The sequence below is a fragment of the Burkholderia sp. SRS-25 genome (genome assembly GCF_004343765.1).
GTDB lineage: Bacteria > Pseudomonadota > Gammaproteobacteria > Burkholderiales > Burkholderiaceae > Burkholderia > Burkholderia contaminans.
This window is the reverse complement of sequence record NZ_PTXM01000034.1, coordinates 14,592-32,175: the sequence shown is the minus strand read 5'-3', so window position 1 is coordinate 32,175 and position 17,584 is coordinate 14,592. Positions and strand designations below refer to the sequence as shown.

16 protein-coding genes and 2 tRNA genes are annotated in these 17,584 nt (G+C 67.1%); 6 read left to right on the top strand and 12 right to left on the bottom strand.

Features of this window, described 5'->3' with window-relative positions; translation table 11 throughout:
- Positions 1-12: 12 nt before the first annotated feature.
- The 3 genes from C5O79_RS34895 to C5O79_RS34885 form a co-directional block, all read right to left on the bottom strand.
- Positions 13-1,554 (bottom strand): FGGY family carbohydrate kinase, encoded by a 1,542-nt coding sequence (locus C5O79_RS34895; protein WP_122475370.1) that lies wholly within the window; start codon positions 1,552-1,554, stop codon positions 13-15.
- On the bottom strand, positions 1,551-3,014 hold the full coding sequence (locus C5O79_RS34890) for an MFS transporter (RefSeq protein ID WP_122475367.1): 1,464 nt from the start codon (positions 3,012-3,014) through the stop codon (positions 1,551-1,553). Before C5O79_RS34890 ends, C5O79_RS34895 begins: the two co-directional genes overlap by 4 nt.
- A 250-nt stretch (positions 3,015-3,264) precedes the next feature.
- Complete coding sequence (locus C5O79_RS34885; RefSeq protein WP_122475365.1) at positions 3,265-3,981, bottom strand: SDR family oxidoreductase; 717 nt, start codon at positions 3,979-3,981, stop codon at positions 3,265-3,267.
- A gap of 133 nt (positions 3,982-4,114) precedes the next feature.
- Between C5O79_RS34885 and C5O79_RS34880 the strand changes: the two genes are divergently transcribed.
- Positions 4,115-5,092, top strand: a complete 978-nt coding sequence (locus C5O79_RS34880; protein ID WP_047850249.1) for a LysR family transcriptional regulator — start codon at positions 4,115-4,117, stop codon at positions 5,090-5,092.
- Positions 5,093-5,098: 6 nt separating this feature from the next.
- On the opposite strand, the gene C5O79_RS34875 is transcribed toward C5O79_RS34880, so the two are convergent.
- Positions 5,099-5,836, bottom strand: a complete 738-nt coding sequence (locus tag C5O79_RS34875) for an SDR family oxidoreductase (protein WP_047850250.1) — start codon at positions 5,834-5,836, stop codon at positions 5,099-5,101.
- A gap of 103 nt (positions 5,837-5,939) precedes the next feature.
- On the opposite strand from C5O79_RS34875, the gene C5O79_RS34870 reads away from it, so the two are divergent.
- On the top strand, positions 5,940-6,896 hold the full coding sequence (locus C5O79_RS34870) for a LysR family transcriptional regulator (protein ID WP_122475363.1): 957 nt from the start codon (positions 5,940-5,942) through the stop codon (positions 6,894-6,896).
- Positions 6,897-7,038: 142 nt separating this feature from the next.
- Entirely contained in the window at positions 7,039-8,427 is a 1,389-nt protein-coding gene (locus C5O79_RS34865; protein ID WP_122475361.1) for a nucleobase:cation symporter-2 family protein, read from the top strand.
- Between the two features lie 130 nt (positions 8,428-8,557).
- Here C5O79_RS34865 and C5O79_RS34860 read toward each other — a convergent pair whose 3' ends face one another.
- Positions 8,558-9,520, bottom strand: coding sequence for a LysR family transcriptional regulator (locus C5O79_RS34860; protein ID WP_235442105.1), 963 nt, complete (start codon positions 9,518-9,520; stop codon positions 8,558-8,560).
- Between the two features lie 53 nt (positions 9,521-9,573).
- Here C5O79_RS34860 and C5O79_RS34855 point away from each other — a divergent pair, with 53 nt between their 5' ends.
- From C5O79_RS34855 to C5O79_RS34845, 3 genes are all read left to right on the top strand, one after another.
- Positions 9,574-10,293 (top strand): SDR family oxidoreductase, encoded by a 720-nt coding sequence (locus tag C5O79_RS34855; protein WP_046549868.1) that lies wholly within the window; start codon positions 9,574-9,576, stop codon positions 10,291-10,293.
- A gap of 158 nt (positions 10,294-10,451) precedes the next feature.
- Positions 10,452-10,859, top strand: coding sequence for a VOC family protein (locus C5O79_RS34850; RefSeq protein ID WP_046549869.1), 408 nt, complete (start codon positions 10,452-10,454; stop codon positions 10,857-10,859).
- Between the two features lie 201 nt (positions 10,860-11,060).
- Entirely contained in the window at positions 11,061-11,486 is a 426-nt protein-coding gene (locus C5O79_RS34845; protein ID WP_047850252.1) for an NUDIX hydrolase, read from the top strand.
- A 76-nt stretch (positions 11,487-11,562) separates the two neighbouring features.
- On the opposite strand, the gene C5O79_RS34840 is transcribed toward C5O79_RS34845, so the two are convergent.
- The 7 genes from C5O79_RS34840 to fdhE form a co-directional block, all read right to left on the bottom strand.
- A complete protein-coding gene (locus C5O79_RS34840; RefSeq protein ID WP_046549871.1) occupies positions 11,563-11,775 on the bottom strand; it encodes a hypothetical protein in 213 nt (70 codons plus the stop codon).
- A gap of 199 nt (positions 11,776-11,974) precedes the next feature.
- Positions 11,975-12,070 (bottom strand) — tRNA-Sec (locus tag C5O79_RS34835).
- Positions 12,071-12,180: 110 nt separating this feature from the next.
- The gene (locus C5O79_RS34830) at positions 12,181-12,936 is read right to left on the bottom strand and encodes a Fic family protein (protein WP_122477372.1); all 756 of its coding nucleotides are present in this window, start codon (positions 12,934-12,936) and stop codon (positions 12,181-12,183) included.
- 56 nt (positions 12,937-12,992) lie between these two features.
- A tRNA-Sec gene (locus C5O79_RS34825) sits at positions 12,993-13,088 on the bottom strand.
- A gap of 32 nt (positions 13,089-13,120) precedes the next feature.
- Positions 13,121-15,046, bottom strand: coding sequence for a selenocysteine-specific translation elongation factor (gene selB, locus C5O79_RS34820; RefSeq protein WP_122475358.1), 1,926 nt, complete (start codon positions 15,044-15,046; stop codon positions 13,121-13,123).
- Positions 15,043-16,482, bottom strand: coding sequence for an L-seryl-tRNA(Sec) selenium transferase (gene selA, locus C5O79_RS34815; RefSeq protein WP_122475356.1), 1,440 nt, complete (start codon positions 16,480-16,482; stop codon positions 15,043-15,045). The genes selB and selA overlap by 4 nt, the downstream gene beginning before the upstream one ends.
- A 73-nt stretch (positions 16,483-16,555) precedes the next feature.
- Positions 16,556-17,491 carry a formate dehydrogenase accessory protein FdhE gene (gene fdhE, locus C5O79_RS34810; protein ID WP_174242137.1) on the bottom strand — a complete coding sequence of 312 codons (936 nt, stop codon included), beginning with the start codon at positions 17,489-17,491 and terminating at the stop codon, positions 16,556-16,558.
- Positions 17,492-17,584: the final 93 nt, after the last annotated feature.

The following is a 17,584-nucleotide window of genomic DNA, read 5'->3' as shown; positions in this document are numbered from 1 at the left end:
CGTTCTCCGTGCTCACGCATGAGCGAAATCGGCCGCATGCGCGAGCTCGGATGCGATCCGCGCATGCCAGGCCGCGCGCCGGCGCTGCCGACTGTCCGCGTCGATCGAGGGTTCGAAAACGGCGTCGGTGACGAGCGTCGCGCGGGCCGCGTCGAGCGAATCCCACAGCAGCCCCGACGCACCCGCGAGAAACGCCGCGCCGCGCAGGCTCGCGCGATCGCCTTCGCGCATCCGCCGCACGGGTACACCGCTCACGTCGGCCTGGATCTGCAGCAGCGTGTCGCTGCCCGCGAGGCCACCGCCGACGATCAGCTCCGAGACGTCGGCCCGCGCGACGGCCTGGTTGGCCTCCATGCACGATGCGACCGAATGCGCGATGCCTTCGAGCACTGCGTACGCCACCTCGGCCTGCGTCGTTGCGATCGAGATGCCCGACAGCAGTGCACGCGCGTTCGGCTCCATCCGCGGCACGCGCAGGCCGGTGAGCGCCGGCACGAACGTCACGCCGCGTGCCGACTGCACCGTGCCGGCCAGCGCGCTGATCTGCGCGGGATCGTCGAACCAGCGCAGTTTTTCGCAGACCCAGCGCAACGCCGAGCCGGTCGTCGCGACGAAGGTTTCGAGCGAGTAATGCGACACGCCGCCATGCCGCCGCGCCGTCATCGCCAGCGTGCCGTCGTGCGCATGACCGGGTTGTGCGTGCGATCCGGCGTCCGGGCGCGCCGTGCCGGTCAGCAAGTCGACGAAGCTGCCGGTGCCGTGCACGCACATCGCCTGGCCGCGCTCGACGCAGCCGAGACCGACGGCGCCCGCGAACTGGTCGCCCGCACACGCGAGGATCGGCACGTCGATACCGAGCAGGTCTTCGCGCGTATGGCCGAACGCGTCGGCATCCTCGCGCAGCGCGGGCAACAACGCGTGCGGAAAGCCCAGCGCGTCGAGCCACGATTCGAAATAGCGATGCTCGCCGAGCAGGTACGCGCTGGCGGAGGTGGCGTTGGTCGGTGTCGTCACGCACTCGCGCGCATCCGACAGGTGCCACAGCAGCCACGTATCGATCGTGCCGAACGCGAGACAGCCGGCGCGATGCACATCGGCAACGGCCTGCGACGTACGCATCTGGTGCACGGCCCACAGATACGGCGAACGCACGCCTGCCTGCCGGCCGACCCGCGGCACGAGCACGCGATCCCAGTCGGCCGCGAGACGGTCGAGCTCGGCGGCATGACGCGTGTCCTGCCAGACCATCGCGGGCACGAGCGCGCGTCCGCTCCGCGTATCCCACAGCACGGCCGTCGCGCGCTGCGTCGCGAGCGCCAGCGCGACGACGCGTACGCCCAGTCGCTGCGCTTGCGCGAGCGTGGCGCGGCAGACCGCGAGCGTCTTGTCGAGGATGGCATTCGCATCCTGCTCGACGACGCCCGGCCGCGGGCTGTCGACCGATAGCGGCAGGTATTCAAGGCACGACACGTGCCCACTCGCGTCGACAAGCGCGGCACGTGTGCCGGACGTGCCTTCGTCGATGGCGAGAATGACGTTTCGGGAATCGGTCATCGCGGCGTTTTCTCGATGGCGGGGTTCAGGTAGGCCGACGTGACGCGTGCATCGTCGCCGAAGTGCGGTGCGTCGGGTTCGTTGTCGGGATTGATCGTCGTGCGCGTCGGATCCCAGCGGATCGCGAAGCAGATCGCACTCGCGACGCACGGCACGATCGCCAGGATCAGGAACGTGTGTTCGAGGCCGTAGCGCGCACGAAACAGCGGGAAGACCAGCAGGCCGAGCGCCGCGCCGATCGAGCCGAGCGCGCCGACGATGCCGTTCGCACCCGCGCGCAGCTCGCCGCGAAACGACAGCGACGACAGGCTCTTGCCGTTCGCGCCGGGGCCGGCCGAGTGGAACAGGATGAACAGCGACGGCACGACCACCGACAGCCACAGCGGCATGCGCGCATGGAACAGCCCGAGCACGACCAGCATCGCGCAGACCGCCGCGAAGCCGATCGCGGACGCACGGCGCAGGCCGACCCGGCGGCCGACCATCGACGACGAAAAGCCGCCGACGATCCCGAACAGGTTGAACACGAGCGCGCCGAGCGTCGCGTAGACGAAGTCCTTGCCGAACAGCGCGGCACTGATCAGCGGCAAATACCAGCCGATCGCGAAATACTCGATCGATTGACCGATCTGGACGGTCGCGGCCAGGATCGTGCGTGGCAGGTAGACACCGCGAAAGATCAGCAGCACGTTCGCGAAGCCGCGCGTCGCCGGATTGACGATCGGCGTGCGTTCAAGCGCGGGCGCTGCGACGAATGCCTGCCCGTAGATGCGCGTCATCGCGCGGGCCGCGTCGTCGAGACGCTCCTTGCGCGCGAGCCAGATCGGGCTTTCGACGAGGAATGCGCATTGCAGCGCGAGGATCGCGGCGCCGAACACCGCGGTGGCCGCCACCGAGTAACGCCAGATCGAATCGCCGACCTGCCATGCGTGAAACAGCAGCGCGAGCAGCAGGTTCAGGCAGACGGCCGTGTACCACATGCCCTGCCACGTATTGAGCCGGCTCTTCAGGCGGCCCGGCGTGAATTCCGCGAGCATCGCCATCGCGATCGCGAAGTCGATCCCGTACGCCATCCCGACGAAGAAGCGGCCAGCGAGAATCGTGTTGAAATCCGGTGCGAATACCACCAGCAGCGCACCGATTACCGACAGCAGCTTCGCGGCGATCAGTGGCCGCACGCGCCCCCACCGGTCGGCCATCCAGCCGCCGATCGGGTTGAACGCGATCGCGACCCACGAAGCAAACGACGTCATCCACGCGACCTGCGCGGCCGACAGATGCAATTCGTGCGTCATCGGCCCGAGGCCGGCGCTCAATGCCGAGTTGGAAAATGCGTCGAGAAACAGCCCGCCGAGCGACAGCCACCAGACGAGTCCCGCCCTGCCCGCGATACCGGGGCGCGTGTCGAGAAAGGAGATGACGTCTTCAATGCCATGAAGCTTGACCACGATCGTTTGCACAATCGGCCTCCGTATATTTGTTCTGTAAGAGGCTCGACATTGCAGATGCGATCGACGCATGGAGAGACCATCTTACAGATAGTCTCTTATCTAGATCTGCCGGGGCAATTTACGGCGCCGGACGCGGGCATGTCAAGCGCATCCGGTTGTGCGACGCAGCGATTATAGTTGTGCTCGCAACCATATCGGTAGTTTCCCGGGGACGATGAATCCGCTCGTGGCGGCCGCGCCTTCCGGTGTCAGTTCGCGGTCACCACGGCACCGTCCGCCCCAGATAGTCGAGATACTCGAGCCCCGGGCGCGCACGCTTTGCGATCAGCACGTTCACAAGACTCGGCACGCTTTCCTCGATCGTCAGGCGCGCATCGGGCCCGCCCAGTTCCGTACGGACCCAGCCGGGTGCCATCAGCACCATTGCACGCCGCGTATCGGCGTGGCGCGCCGCGAAGCTGCGCATGAACTGGTTCAGCGCGGCCTTGCTGCCGCGATAGACCTCGCGCATCCCGCTGACGTTGTTCGCGACGCTGCCCTGCCCCGACGACATCGCGCCGATCAGACCATCCTCGGTCACGAGATCCTGCAGCGTCTCGATCACACGCATCGGCGCCAGCGCATTCGTGATCATCACGCGCACGAACTCGTCGGTCGTCACTTCGCCGATCGTTTCGGTGGGTTCGTTCGTCGTGCCCGCGTTCACGAACAGCATGTCGAAGGGCCGGCCCGCCAGCCGCTCGCGCAGCGCGGCCAATTGCACCGGTTCGCAGATGTCGAGCGTCTCGATGTCGAGCCGGCCGTCGAACCGGTCGGCGAGGTCGTGCAGCTTCGTGCGTCCCGATCCTGCGCGCACGGTGCCCGTTACGTGCCAGCCTTTGTCCAGGAACGCCTCCGCCATCGCGAGCCCGAGGCCGCGCGATGCCGCGACGAGCAGGAGCGCAGGGACGTTTCGGTTCGCTTCAGTGGAATGCATGGTTTCCGCCTTTGCCGGGTTTCGTCATGCAGCCACTATAGGTGCGCACCACGACAGGCGCCAGACGCACCAGATTCAACTTATAGTTGCATCACACGCCATGTCAAATCGCACGGAAGCGTATCCTGTCGCCATGGAAGACATCGACCTGAATCTCGTCACCGCGCTCGACGTGCTGCTGTCGGAAGGCAGCGTGACCGGCGCCGCACGCCGGCTTGGCCTGAGCACGTCCGCGATGAGCCGCACGCTCACGCGGCTGCGAATGTCCACCGGCGATCCGTTGCTCGTGCGCGCCGGGCGCAAGCTCGTGCCGACACCGCACGCCGCCGCGTTGCGCGACCGCGTGCATGCGATCGCAAGCGATGCGCGCGCGGTGCTGCGGCCGGCAACCGCCGACGTGGACATCGCGACGCACGCATCCACATTCACCGTTCGCGCGGCCGCATCGTTCATGGAAATGCTGTCCGGCCCGGTGGTCGCCGCACTCGGCGAAATCGCGCCGCTGGTGCGCATCCGCTTCGTCCCGAAGCCCGATCGCGATCCGCAGGCGCTGCGCGACGGCACCGTCGATCTGGAAATCGGCAAGCGCGGCGACGATGCCCCCGAGTTGCACACCCGCATGCTGTTTCACGACTGGCACGTCGCGGTGGCACGCGCCGGGCATCCGCTGTTTGCATCGGGGAGAATCACGCCCGCGCGCTATGCGGCCTGCCGTCACGTGATCGCGTCGCAGCTCGGCGATTTCGGCGGGCCGGCCGACGACTCGACCGACAAGAGCGGCCCGAGCCACACCGTGCATGTCGTCGTACCGGGCTACCCCGATGCGATGCGTGTCGCGGCCAGCACTGACCTGATCGCGCTCGTGCCACGGTCGAGCCTCGGCAACGCGTTCTCGCCGGGGCTCACGGAGGCCCTCGGGCTGCGCAGCTTCGAGATCCCGGCGCGCCTGCCCGAGATCCTCGTGTCCGCGCTGTGGCATCCGCGCATGCATGGCGACCCCGTGCACCGCCGCCTGCGCGATGCGGTGATCGCCGTCTGCCAGCGCGCGTATCCGGATGGCCGCGCGCCGCGCCCGCCGGCACGCCGCGCCGGCACGCGCGCGGCAGGCTGACACGGCTCAGACCAGCCGGCCGCCGCCGTCGATGTGCAGGATCTCGCCGTTCATGAAGCCGTTGCCCAGCAGGAACGCGATCGCTTCCCCCACTTCATCGGCGCGCCCGACACGGCCGCCGGGCAATGCCGCCGCCGCGCCCGCGAGGATGGTGTCGCGCGCTTCCGGGCCGAACGCGTCGTAAAGCGGCGTCTCGACGAAGCCGGGCGCAACCACGTTGACGCGGATCGGCTTCAGTTCCAGTGCGAGCGACTGCGCCAGCGCCTCGACCCCGCGCACCGCGGCGGCAATGACCGACGTGCCTTGCGCGGCCGGACGATCCGACAGTTGCCCGCCGGTCAGCACGATCGAACCGGTCGCGGGCATCAGCGGCAACGCAGCGCGGATCGCATAGACCGGCCCGGCGATACGCTCCTGCAGCGCGGCGAGCAGGTGATCGGGATCGGTGTCGTTCAGCTTGCCGGCAATGAACCGGCCGGCCGTGACGACCAGGTGATCGACGCGCGTGATCGTGTCGAATACGGCCTGCACTGCATGGCGATCCGCGATGTCGGCCACCGCGACGCGCGCGCCGCCGATCGCCTGTGCGGCAGAGTCGAGTTTCGCGCGGGTCCGGCCCACCAGCGTGACACTGGCGCCTTTCGCCTTCGCGGCCGCTGCGGCCTCGAGGCCAATGCCGGAACTCCCGCCGAATACCACGACGTGCGCGCCGTCCAGCGCCGAAGATTGCGTTGCCTCGTTCATGTCGACTCCTCATCAGGGATTGAAGGTTCGCGAACGTTAGGTCATTCTCCATTGCACAGGAATATGGGAGACTTGAATAAGGTTCATTCCATGAAGGAATAAGATGGATTCGCTGCGATCCATGCGCGTGTTCGTCCGCGCCATCGAGCTCGGCAATTTCTCGGCGGTCGCGCGGGAGGAAGGCACCGGCCAGCCGACGATCAGCAAGATCGTCGCCGCGTTCGAGAAGGAACTGGGCGTTCGCCTGCTCGAACGCTCGACCACGAGCCTCGCGCCCACCGACGAAGGCCGCCGGTTCTACGATCGCTGCAAGCGCGTGATCGACGAATACGCGAGCGCGGTGGCCGAAGTGCGCGGGCAAACGGTGCGGCCGGTCGGCAAGCTGGTCGTCAATGCGCCGCTGGGGCTGGGCGAGCTGAGGCTGAACGCGCTCGTGCTCGAATTCCTCGCCGCATGGCCGGAGATCGAGGTCGAGCTCCAATTGACCGACCGTGTGATCGACCTGGTCGAGGAAGGCGTCGATGTCGCCATTCGCCTCGGCCAGCTGCTGCCGCCGGACGCTGTGGCGCGCCACATCGCGTCGTCGCCGCGCCTGCTGGTCGCCACGCCGGCGTACGTGGCGCGGGCGCCGAAGCTCCGCCGGCCGAACGACCTCGCGAAGCACGAGTATGTCGGCTACGCGCGCGCGGACATCGGCAACGAACTGGCCTTCGCGCGCGGCGACGAGCAGGTCGTCGTTCCGGTGCGCGGCCGGTATCGCGTGAACAGCTCGATGGCGCTGCGGGAATGTTTTCTTGCCGGAAACGCGGTGGGCAGCGGGCCCGCGTGGCTCGTTCAGGACCTGATCGACAGCGGTCGCCTCGTCCGGTTGCTGCCGAAGTGGGACATGGTGCCGCCGCATGCGCTGCACCTCGTCTATGCGTCGCGCCGGTATCTGCCGCTGCGAACCCGCACGTTCCTGCAGTTCATGGAGCAGCGGATTCCCGAGCTGCCCGGGTTCCATGCGACCACCGCCCCGACCGCCATCCCGACCGCGCCCGCGTTGCGACCGCCCCGCTGACCGACGGGCGGCGCGGTCACGGCCGGCCCGGGCACCGATCCGCCACCGTTTTCCCGATCTGCCGAATCACCGCCATTGCAGCGGCGCGGGCGGGCCGTTCGGCTAAAATGCCGCACTTTCCACCTTGTCCGGCCCGCTCGCCATGCAACCCGCCTCCCCCGCCCAACCCGCCGCCCATGGCGCCGACGCCGCAGATTCGGCGCGCGACCTCGTCTACGGCCCGAACGACCGGCCGGCGCCGATGGTCGCCTTCGTCGCCGCGCTGCAGCACCTGCTGGCGATCATCGTGCCGATCGTCACGCCCGGCCTGCTGATCTGCCAAGCGCTCGGCGTGTCCAGCCGCGATACGACCCTGATCGTGTCGATGTCGCTGGTGATTTCCGGCATCGCCACCTTCGTCCAGTGCAAGCGCTTCGGCCCGCTGGGCGCCGGCCTGCTGATCGTCCAGGGCACGAGCTTCAACTTCGTCGGCCCGCTGATCGCCGGCGGCAGCCTGATGGTCAAGCAAGGCACGCCGGTCGAAACCGTGATGGCCGCGATCTTCGGCGTCGTGATCGCCGGGTCGTTCGTCGAGATGGGCGTGTCGCGCATCCTGCCGTTCGTGAAGCGCCTGATCACGCCGCTCGTCACCGGCATCGTCGTGCTGCTGATCGGCCTCACGCTAATCAAGGTCGGCCTCATCAGCATGGGCGGCGGCTATGGCGCGATGGCCAAGGGCACCTTCGCGAGCGCGGAGAACCTGACGCTGTCCGGCCTCGTGCTCGGCACGATCATCCTGCTGAACCGCGTGCCGGTCGTGTGGGTGCGCAGCACCGCGCTCGTCATCGCGCTCGTGATCGGCTATCTCGCCGCCGCCTTCCTCGGCCGCCTCGATTTCACCGGCATGCACCAGGCCGCGCTGTTCCAGGTGCCGACACCGCTGCATTTCGGTATCGGCTTCTCGTGGGCGCTGTTCGTGCCGATGCTGATCATCTACCTCGTCACGTCGCTCGAAGCGATCGGCGACGTTACGGCCACCAGCAAGATCTCGAACGAGCCGGTCGAAGGCCCGGTGTGGATGCAACGGATCAAGGGCGGCGTGCTCGTGAACGGCGCGAACTCGCTGCTGGCCGGCGTGTTCAACACGTTCCCGAGCTCGGTGTTCGCGCAGAACAACGGCGTGATCCAGATCACCGGCGTCGCCAGCCGCTACGTCGGCATCTGGATCGCGGGGATGCTCGTGGTGCTCGGCCTGTTCCCGGTCGTCGCGGGCGTGCTGCAGGCCGTGCCGGAGCCCGTGCTCGGCGGCGCGGCGATGGTGATGTTCGGCGCGGTGGCCGCATCGGGCATCAACATCCTCGCGGGCGTCCATCTCGATCGTCGCGCACTGCTGATCATCGCGGTGTCGCTCGCGCTCGGCCTCGGCGTGTCGCAAGTGCCGGACATCCTCAACAGCCTGCCGCACGCGCTGAAGAACGTGCTGGAATCGGGCGTGGCAACGGGCGGCATCTGCGCGCTCGTGATGAACTGGTTCCTGCCGGAGAAGAAGTAACGGCGCGACGCCTGACCGGCTTCCCCTCAAGCCGCGCTCCCCGTGCATCGGGCGCGCGGTTTTTTCATGGCGGACGCGTGTGTCCCGCCCGCCTTGCCCGGGACCGGCGCGCCACGCACGCGCCAATCACTCAGTTCATGCGGGCCGCCTGCTCCGTCAATCCGATGAGCCAGCGCAGGCCGCTATCACCTTGATGCGCGGTCTTCCACAACGCACTGACCTGATGCATCGGCGTATCGAACGGCAGCGGGCTGATGCGCAAGCCCAGGCTACGGCTCCAGATCCGGGCGATATAGTCGGGCACCGTCACCAGCACCGGATTGTCGCGCGCGATGAAAGGCTGGGTAGCAAAGTGAGGATTGGAAAATATCACGCGCCGTTGCTTGCCCAGCGACGCCAGCCGTTCGTCGATGAATCCACTCAACTCGCCCTTGAACGAAGTCAGTGCGTGCGGATGGGCCAGAAACTCGCGCAAGCTCAGCGATTCGCCTCGCGGCCGGATCAGCTTCGGGTTATAGAGGCAGACGAAGCGCCAGTCGAGCAGAACGCGCTGCTGTTGCCATGGCGCGCATTCGTTGAACACCCCCAACGCAATCTCGATCTCGTTTCGTTCAAACATGCTGGAGACGCGGTGGCAGTCGGTGTCCAGGGAGATGAGCTTCACGCCCGGGGCCTCGGCGGCAAGCATTTTCAACAAGGCGGGAAACAACGTGACCGCTATCGCTTCTGAAACACCTATGCGAAAGGTCCGGTCGGCGTTTCTGGCATCGAACGGCTGCCCGGCCCGCATGGTCTCGTGAAGACCGATCAGCAACGCGTCGATCTGCCGGGAAAGCTCCAGCGCGCGCGGGGTCGGCTCCATGCCCGACCGGCCGCGCACGAACAACTCGTCGCCAAACGCCGCCCGGAGTCGTTTCAGCGCTCCGCTCACCGCGGGCTGACCGAGAAACAACCGCTCCGCCGCTCGCGTGACGTGGCGCTCCTGCATGAGCGCATGGAAGACGAGCAGCAGGTTGAGATCGAATCGACGAAGATCATTCTCAATGATGGAGGTCATCATCGCAAACGATTGGAGTGATGATCCGTCAAGCATGCATGCTATCTCCGGGCGCTGCAACAACCGTCGCGCAAACACAGGGGAAGGCAATGAACAACGACACGGGCAAGGTAGTGGTACTGGGCGGCTCGTCCGGCATCGGCCTTGCGACCGTCCGGCGACTGGCCGGCGTCGGCTACGACGTGGTCGCCACGGGACGCGATGCGGACAAGTTGCAGGCCGCGACGGCATCGATCGACGGATCGGTGCATATCGACGCGTTTGACGGGGCACAGCGCGAGCAGCTGGACCGCTTCTTCGCGAGCGCCGGGCGCATCGACCACCTGGTGATCGCATTGAGTGGCGGCGACGGGGCCGGCCCTTTCAGGGAACTCGATCTGGGCATCCTGCGGCGCGGCTTCGACGCGAAGTTCTGGCCACATGTCCAGGCGGCCCAGGCTGCGCTGCCGACCTTGCACAGCGGGGGCAGCATCACCTTCGTCACCGCCATTTCCGCGCGCGTCGCCAACCCGGGCACCAGCGGCCTGGCCGCGATCAATGCCGCCATCGAGGCGATGGTGCCGGTACTGGCCCGCGAACTGGCGCCAACCCGGGTCAACGCGGTCTCGCCCGGCGTGGTGAAGACGCCTTGGTGGAACGGCCTACCCGACGACGCCCGGCAAGCCTTCTTCGAGCACCATGCCAGCGCATTGCCCGTGGGACGCATCGGCGAGCCCGACGATGTCGCGCAGGCCATCGCCTTCCTGATCGGAAATGGCTACACCACGGGCAGCGTCATCGAATGCGACGGCGGCCTGCATCTCCTGTGATCGGGAGAAGCCGGTTCCGGCGCCGGTGCCGCGACGTCGTGAAAGGCACCCCGACGTACGCACCGATTGAACGACATCCGGATTGCAACCTCCCGCGCGACCGCAACCCTGGCACATGATTCGTTGTTTCGACCACAACCCGACGGAGAAAACCGCCTATGTCCAGGCAACTGTTCATCAACCTGCCGGTGCGGGACCTGTCAAAGGCGACGGCGTTCTACACCGCCATCGGCGCCAGCATGAATCCGCAGTTCAGTGACGACACGAGTTCCTGCATGGTGCTGTCGGACACCCTCTTCGTCATGCTCATGACGCATGAAAAATGGGCGCGCTTCACGAACAAGCCGATCGTCGATTCCCGGCGCGAAAGCGAGGTCATGCTCGCGCTAAGCGCCGACGATCGCGAGAGCGTGGACAAGCTGACCGATATTGCGGGCGCGCACGGCGGCAAGGCAGACGTCAATGCGCGGCAGGATCTCGGCTTCATGTACGGTCGAAGCTTCGAAGACCCCGACGGACATATCTGGGAAGTGATGTTCGTCGATATGTCCCGCATCGAGGGATAACGTCGCCTAATTCGAAGCGAAGCGCGAGCCCATGGCGCACTTCATGCCGACGCCCGGCCGCCTGGGCGCGGACGTCCGGGGCACGAATTCGAACCTGCGAAACGCAGCGCCGGCCCGGCCGGACACGCGACGGTGACGATCGATCGTCAAACCACGTCAGACCCGCTTTGCCGATCGATCCGCGATGGTTAGAATTGCTTCATGCCTCAAGCCCCCGCCCCCACCAACGCCCCCGAAGCGAGCGCCGTCCCGGTCAAGGAACGCGCGACCATCGTCTGCTACCGCGGCGAACGAGTCTTGCTCGTTGCCCGCGCGGCGTCGCGCTGGGCCCTCCCCGGCGGCACGATCAAGCGCGGGGAAGCGCCGCTCGAAGCCGCCCACCGCGAGTTGTGCGAAGAAACCGGCATCACCGGCCAGAATCTCGTCTACTCGATGCAGTTCACCGGGCTCGCCAAGATCCATCACGTGTTCTTCTCGGAAGTCGGCCCGGACCAGACGCCGCAGGCGAACAACGAGATCGAGAAATGCAAGTGGTTTCCGATCGACAGCGTCGACGGGTTGCGCGCCAGCATTCCGACGAAGCGCATCGTCGAACTCGTTTATCAACACGAAATCCGCAAGACGTAACCCGCGACGGACGAGCGTATTCACGAGCCGTTAGCCGGCTCGGGTCATTCTGCGTGGATCAGCGGCGCGTGAACACTCAGTGCAAACGCCTTCTTCGCAACTCGTGCGTGGAATAGACGACCAGGAAGATGCCGAGCATCGCAACGCCGGATGCCAGGAAGTCGTTTGCGCTTCCCGAGCTTTGCAGGGACTTCGGGAAAATGCCGAGACTCAATCCGGCACCAGCAAGAAGCAGTCCTGCAGCCACGCCCCAGATCGGTCCGGCGGTCTTGTCGATTTTATTTTTCATACAGCACCCGTCTACAGTCATTACCTGAACGGTATCGGCAAGGGACGCCGCGTCTACCTTCAGTGATTCGACTATAGCCCGGAAAAAATTCGCAAACTTTCGGTGCTTTTCCCGATCAAGTTTTGGCGATTGCAATCGCGGGTGCTGTCGGGCAATTGCACGTCGATTGAAGTGCGTCGGTCGAAAAGATGAAACGGGGTGGCGGAAGGTAGCAGGAGTCGAACCTACCCGGGAGTGTCTGACACCCCCAACTGGATTTGAAGTCCAGCCGTACCACCGGATACGAATGCCTTCCGTGGGGAAAAGAACATCTGGAAGACGGCACATTTACTGGAGTTGAAGTAACCGGCCCGGGCAGGACGCCTCAGTGATCGAGCCTGGCTGACAGACGTTCGGAATGGCCCGCTACGTGCGCAGCCCAAGCACGCCGAGGTAGGCGTCGAGCGATCGCTGCACGGACTCGGCCACCAGGCGCGTAATGCCGCCGTAGTCGCCGGTCGTGCACGCCTCGTCCAGCGTATCGTAGTAAGCCAGCCGATCTTCCTTGCGAATGACCGCCGGCGGATAGCCAGACTTCATCAGTTCGAAATTCAGGAGCAGGCGCCCCGCTCTTCCATTGCCGTCGACAAACGGATGGATCTTCACGAACCGGGTATGCAGCTCGGCAGCCCGTGCCACGGGATGCATTTCTCCCGCCTGCGTGTCCCAATCGATCAGCGCGGCCATTTCAGCCGGCAAATGCAGGAAATCCGGCGGTGTCGTGCTTGCGCCGGCGATCACGACGTTCTCCCGGCGATACCTGCCCGCCTCGCCGTCGTCGATCCCCTTCAATACCAACCCGTGAATATTCCGGATCTGCCACTCGGACAGCGTCTCCTGCTTGCCGACGATTTCTTCGACATAGAGAATCGCGTCGCGATGATTGGTGGCCTCGAAATGCTCGCGCAGCGACTTTCCGCCGACCGTAATGCCTTCGAGTACGACCTTCGTTTCCCGCAACGTCAGCGTGTTGCCTTCGATCGCATTCGAATGATAAGTCCACTCCAGCATCAACTTTTCGCGCAAAGACGCCAGCGTGTGCGGCGGAAGCGGACGCGCCGCGTCCAGCTTTGCCTTGTCGGCATCGACGGCTTCCAGCAGAAGCGATACGGACGAATCCATGAAATCACCAAAATCGACCAATGCGCGCCATTTTACTCCGCGTCGGGAATGGCGAATGGCGGAAGGCAGCAGGAGTCGAACCTACCCGGGAGTGTCTGACACCCCCAACTGGATTTGAAGTCCAGCCGTACCACCGGATACGAATGCCTTCCGTGGGGAAAAGAACCCAAAGAACAACGAGCGCCTACGCCTGAATACCCGCCCAACCGCTGTCAGGCCGCAGGAAGTGAAGATCGCGGTGGAAGCGAGTATACCCAACCCGGTCGAAGAACTCGAGAATCTGGATCGCGCGCTTGCGGCCGAGCCCCGTCGCGTCGCGGAACGTCGCGGCATCGAGCCCGCTGTCGCGCGACGGCGCGAGATGCGCGACCAGTTCCGCCAGTTCGCGCACGACGTCCGCGTGATAGAACAGGTCGCGCACGACCTGGTGCACGTCACCGCGCCGCGCAAGCTTGCGCAGCAATGCGCGCACCGCGTCCTCGGCCGCGCCCGTGTCGCGGGCCAGGTCGCGCACCCACGGCGGATCGAAGCGCCCCGCATGCAGCAGCGGCAGCAGTTGCTGCGCCAGCGCTTCCTCGCGCGGCTCCAGGCTCACCGAATGCGATGGCAGGTGCAGCCAAGGCCCGCTTCGCGCGACTTCGCCGCCGGCCACCAGCGCATCGACGAGCGCGCGCCACAGCGCATCGCCGGCGAGCGGTGCAGCCATCCGCCGCAGGCGTGCGGCATCGAGCCCCTGCTCGTCGGGCATGCGCTCGTGATACGCGCGCAGCGTGTCGATCGCCCGCATCTGCAGCGCCCGCCAGTGCGCATGCGCAATCACCGCGCCTTCAGTCGATGCGGCGTCGCGCTGCCCGATCGCCAGCGCATCGTCCGGCAACGCCAGCGCGTTCGGCGCGAAACCCGTCAGGTGCGTGAGCATCGCGCGCGGGATGCCGAGCGGCGCCTGCGCGAGCAGCGCATCGAGGCGTCCTTCGTCGAGCCATTCGGCCAGCGCATCGAGCCACGCGCGGCGCTGGGGTGTACGACGCTTGCGTGCCGGTCCGAACGGGTCGAGCACGCGGCCGCCACCGACCGTACGCGTCGCCTGCGGATTGCGGACGATGAACCGGTCGCCCGGCAGCGCAAACACCGGCTCGTCGAATACCAGCTGCACGCGCATCCGCTGGCCGGCCGCGAGCGTATCGCCGTCGAGCAGCGCGACGTGCGCGACGCGATGCAGCGTGCCGAGGTGCACGTGCAGCGGCGCCCAGTGCGTCAGCGTGAGCCCCGCATCCTCGAGCAGCGTCAGTTCGACGTCGAGACGCGGCGACGTCGCGACGAGCCGCGCATCGGCGACGGTATCGCCGCGTTCGACGTCGGCCTTGTCGACCCCGGCCAGATTCAGCGCGCAGCGCTCGCCCGCGCGGCCGGCCTCGACCGGCCGGTTCTGCGCATGGATGCTGCGCACGCGCGCCGCGCCGCCCGTGCGCACGATCGCGAGCGTGTCGCCGGTCGCGACGCGGCCCGCGAACGCGGTGCCCGTCACGACGGTGCCCTGCCCCGCGAGCGTAAACACGCGATCGACCGCGAGCCGGAACAGCCCGTCATCGCGCCGGGCGCGCCACGCGATCGCCGCGTCCGCCAGGTAACGTTTCAACGCGGCGACGCCCGGATCGTCCGCGGCCGTCGCACACGTCTCGAAGATCGGCACGCCGGCGAGCGTCGAGTCGTTCAGCCACGTGGCGATCTCGTCGCGCACGTCGGCCACGCGCGCAGGGTCGACGCGATCGCATTTCGTCAGCGCGACGGCGCCATGCGTGACGCCCAGCAGCTGCAGGATCGCGAGATGCTCGCGCGTCTGCGGCATCACGCCGTCGTCTGCCGCAATCACGAGCAGCGCGAAGTCGATCCCGCACGCGCCGGCCGCCATCGTATGAATCAGCTTCTCGTGGCCCGGCACGTCGATCAGGCCGAGCACGTCGCCGTTGTCGAGCGGCGTATACGCGTAGCCGAGCTCGATCGAGATGCCGCGCGCCTTCTCTTCCTTCAGGCGATCGGTGTCGACGCCCGTCAGCGCGCGCACCAGCGTCGTCTTGCCGTGGTCGATGTGTCCGGCGGTACCGACGATCATGCAGCGGGCCCCGTGAGCGGCACGCATTGTGCGACGAACACCGCCTCGTCGGCGGCTTCGAGGCAGCGCAGGTCGAGCCGCAGCGCATTGTCGGCCACGCGGCCGATCACCGGGCGCGGCCATTCGCGCAGCCGTTTCTCGAGCTGCGCCAGCGCACGACCGCCGCGCTTGCCGTCCGCCGTGCGCACGACGAGCCCGGCGCTCGGCAACTGGTCGACCGGCAGCGCGCCGCTGCCGATCTGGCTGAACATCGGCTCGACCGTCACGTCGAAACCGCTGCCGAGCGCGGCCTGCAGCGCCGGACGCACGCGTTCGGCAGCCTCGGCGATCTCGCGCTGCGGGCGCGTCAGCAGCCGCAGCGTCGTGAGCCGGTCACGCAGGAACTCGGGCGACTGGTAGAGGCGCAGCACCGGCTCTAGCGCCGCGAGCGTCAGCTTGCCGACGCGCAGCGCGCGCTTGAGCGGATGCTTCTTGATCTTCGCGATCAGTGCGCGATCGCCGACGATCAGGCCGGCCTGCGGCCCGCCGAGCAGTTTGTCGCCGCTGAACGTGACAACGTTTGCGCCGGCGGCAACGGTTTCCTGCACGGTCGTCTCATGCGGCAAACCCCATTGCGACAGGTCTGCGAGCGTGCCGCTGCCGAGATCGACCGCAACCGGCAACCCGTGCTCGCGCGCGAGCGGCGCGAGTTCGGCGAGCGTCGTTTCCTTCGTGAAGCCGCTGATCGCGTAGTTGCTGCAGTGAACCTTCATCAGCAGCGCGGTGCGTGGGCCGATCGCGTCCGCGTAGTCGCGCAGATGGGTGCGGTTGGTCGTACCGACTTCGCGCAGCCTGGCGCCCGCGCGGCTCATGATGTCGGGGATGCGGAATGCGCCGCCGATCTCGACCAGCTCGCCGCGCGACACGACGACTTCCCGCTTCGTCGCCAGCGACGACAGCGCCAGCAGCACGGCCGCCGCATTGTTGTTGACGACGGTCGCGGCCTCCGCGCCCGTCAGTTCGCACAACAGATCGTCGATCAGGTCGTCGCGATCGCCGCGGCGGCCCGTGGCGAGGTCGAATTCGAGGTTGACCGGGCGCGTCAGCACGTCGACCACCGCGCGCACCGCGTCGTCGGGCAACAGCGCGCGCCCGAGGTTCGTGTGCAGCACGGTGCCGGTCAGGTTGAACACGGCGCGCACCGCGCCCGCGCTCTGCGCGGCCAGCGCATGCGCGACGGCCGCGGCGATGCGCGGCTCGTCGAGCGGCTCGGCCGCAGCCGGATCGTGCTGCGCGGCGGTACGCCAGCGCTCGAGCTCGGCACGCACGGCGTTCAGCACGCGCGTGCGGCCGTAGTCGGCGAGCAGCGGTTGCAGCGGCGCCGACGACAGCACGCGCTCGACAGACGGTACGCGCGCCAGCACGGCATTCAATTCATTCAAACCGGGTTCGGTCACGTCGTGGTGGCTCCAGTCTCATGCTTCGCAGCGGGCCGGCGCCGGTGCTCGCGCACCGCGCCGGCCCGTGCCGTCAATTGGCGTCCCGCGAGACATCCGGCCACAGCAGCGGGTTCGGTGAACTGCGCTGGTAGCCGGCCTCGTTCATCAGCAGGTCGAGCGTGAGACTCGCGAGATCGTCCGCCAGCGGCTCGAACTCGTAGTCCTTGTCCTGATAGCCGATCTTGCGATAGGTCTTGCACTCGTCGCACGATTCGGCCTTGACGGCTTCGCTGCCGCCCTCGATCCCTTGATATGCGATGCCTTTCGTCGAATCGCAGTGCGAGCACTTCGTGCGCACCATGTGCCACTCGGTCGTGCACAGCCCGCATTGCAGGAAACGGTAGCCCTGGTACTGGCCGCCGACCCGCACGACGCTCGCGACCGGATGCGTGCCGCACACGGGGCACAGCCCCGGCTGGTCGAGATACGGGACGTCGGCCGGCGGAATGCGGCTGGCGAGGTCCGTCCAGACGACCTGCAGCGCGGCCATCAGGAACGGCGCGGTAGCCGGGTCGACTTCGGCGAAACGCAGCGCGAGGATCGCGTCGGCTTGCGCGTCGAGTTCGGCGGGCGCCATCAGGCGCAGCCGATCGAGCAGCTTTGCGAGCTGCGGGTTGACGAGCCCGGCGCCTTCGACGCGGTCGAGCAGTTCGTACAGCACGGCGCGCCAGCGCGGATCGCGCTCGCCGTCGAGCGCCGGCACGAGCGGCATCGAATGCTCCTGCGCACGCGCGATCGCTTCCTTCGACGGCAGCGGCAGTTCGAGCGTTTGCAGCGTCGCGTGCTGCGCATCGGCGACGGTGGCCATCAGCCGCAGGTAGCCGCTGATCGGGTTCAGGTCGGCCAGCTTGCGCAGCCGCGCGGCGCGCGCCGAGAACGCGGTGGCGCGCTCCGGCAGGCGAAAGCGCGGGATGGCCGAATGATCGAGTGTCGAGATCTCGGTCGGTTCGAGAATGCGTTGTGTCACAGATATGTCTTCCAAATAAACAAGCGCCGACGAGTCGGCGCTTCGGGCGGTTCCGACGGCTGACGGGCCGGCCCGCCGCGATCGGCGAGCCGG

Excerpts from the sequence above, each read along its gene's own strand:
- C5O79_RS34895 (WP_122475370.1), bottom strand. The coding sequence starts at position 1,554 with ATGACCGATTCCCGAAACGTCATTCTCGCCATCGACGAAGGCACGTCC.
- C5O79_RS34885 (WP_122475365.1), bottom strand. The coding sequence starts at position 3,981 with ATGCATTCCACTGAAGCGAACCGAAACGTCCCTGCGCTCCTGCTCGTC.
- C5O79_RS34880 (WP_047850249.1), top strand. The coding sequence starts at position 4,115 with ATGGAAGACATCGACCTGAATCTCGTCACCGCGCTCGACGTGCTGCTG.
- C5O79_RS34875 (WP_047850250.1), bottom strand. The coding sequence starts at position 5,836 with ATGAACGAGGCAACGCAATCTTCGGCGCTGGACGGCGCGCACGTCGTG.
- C5O79_RS34870 (WP_122475363.1), top strand. The coding sequence starts at position 5,940 with ATGGATTCGCTGCGATCCATGCGCGTGTTCGTCCGCGCCATCGAGCTC.
- C5O79_RS34865 (WP_122475361.1), top strand. The coding sequence starts at position 7,039 with ATGCAACCCGCCTCCCCCGCCCAACCCGCCGCCCATGGCGCCGACGCC.
- C5O79_RS34860 (WP_235442105.1), bottom strand. The coding sequence starts at position 9,520 with ATGCTTGACGGATCATCACTCCAATCGTTTGCGATGATGACCTCCATC.
- C5O79_RS34855 (WP_046549868.1), top strand. The coding sequence starts at position 9,574 with ATGAACAACGACACGGGCAAGGTAGTGGTACTGGGCGGCTCGTCCGGC.
- C5O79_RS34850 (WP_046549869.1), top strand. The coding sequence starts at position 10,452 with ATGTCCAGGCAACTGTTCATCAACCTGCCGGTGCGGGACCTGTCAAAG.
- C5O79_RS34845 (WP_047850252.1), top strand. The coding sequence starts at position 11,061 with ATGCCTCAAGCCCCCGCCCCCACCAACGCCCCCGAAGCGAGCGCCGTC.
- C5O79_RS34840 (WP_046549871.1), bottom strand. The coding sequence starts at position 11,775 with ATGAAAAATAAAATCGACAAGACCGCCGGACCGATCTGGGGCGTGGCT.
- C5O79_RS34830 (WP_122477372.1), bottom strand. The coding sequence starts at position 12,936 with ATGGATTCGTCCGTATCGCTTCTGCTGGAAGCCGTCGATGCCGACAAG.
- selB (WP_122475358.1), bottom strand. The coding sequence starts at position 15,046 with ATGATCGTCGGTACCGCCGGACACATCGACCACGGCAAGACGACGCTG.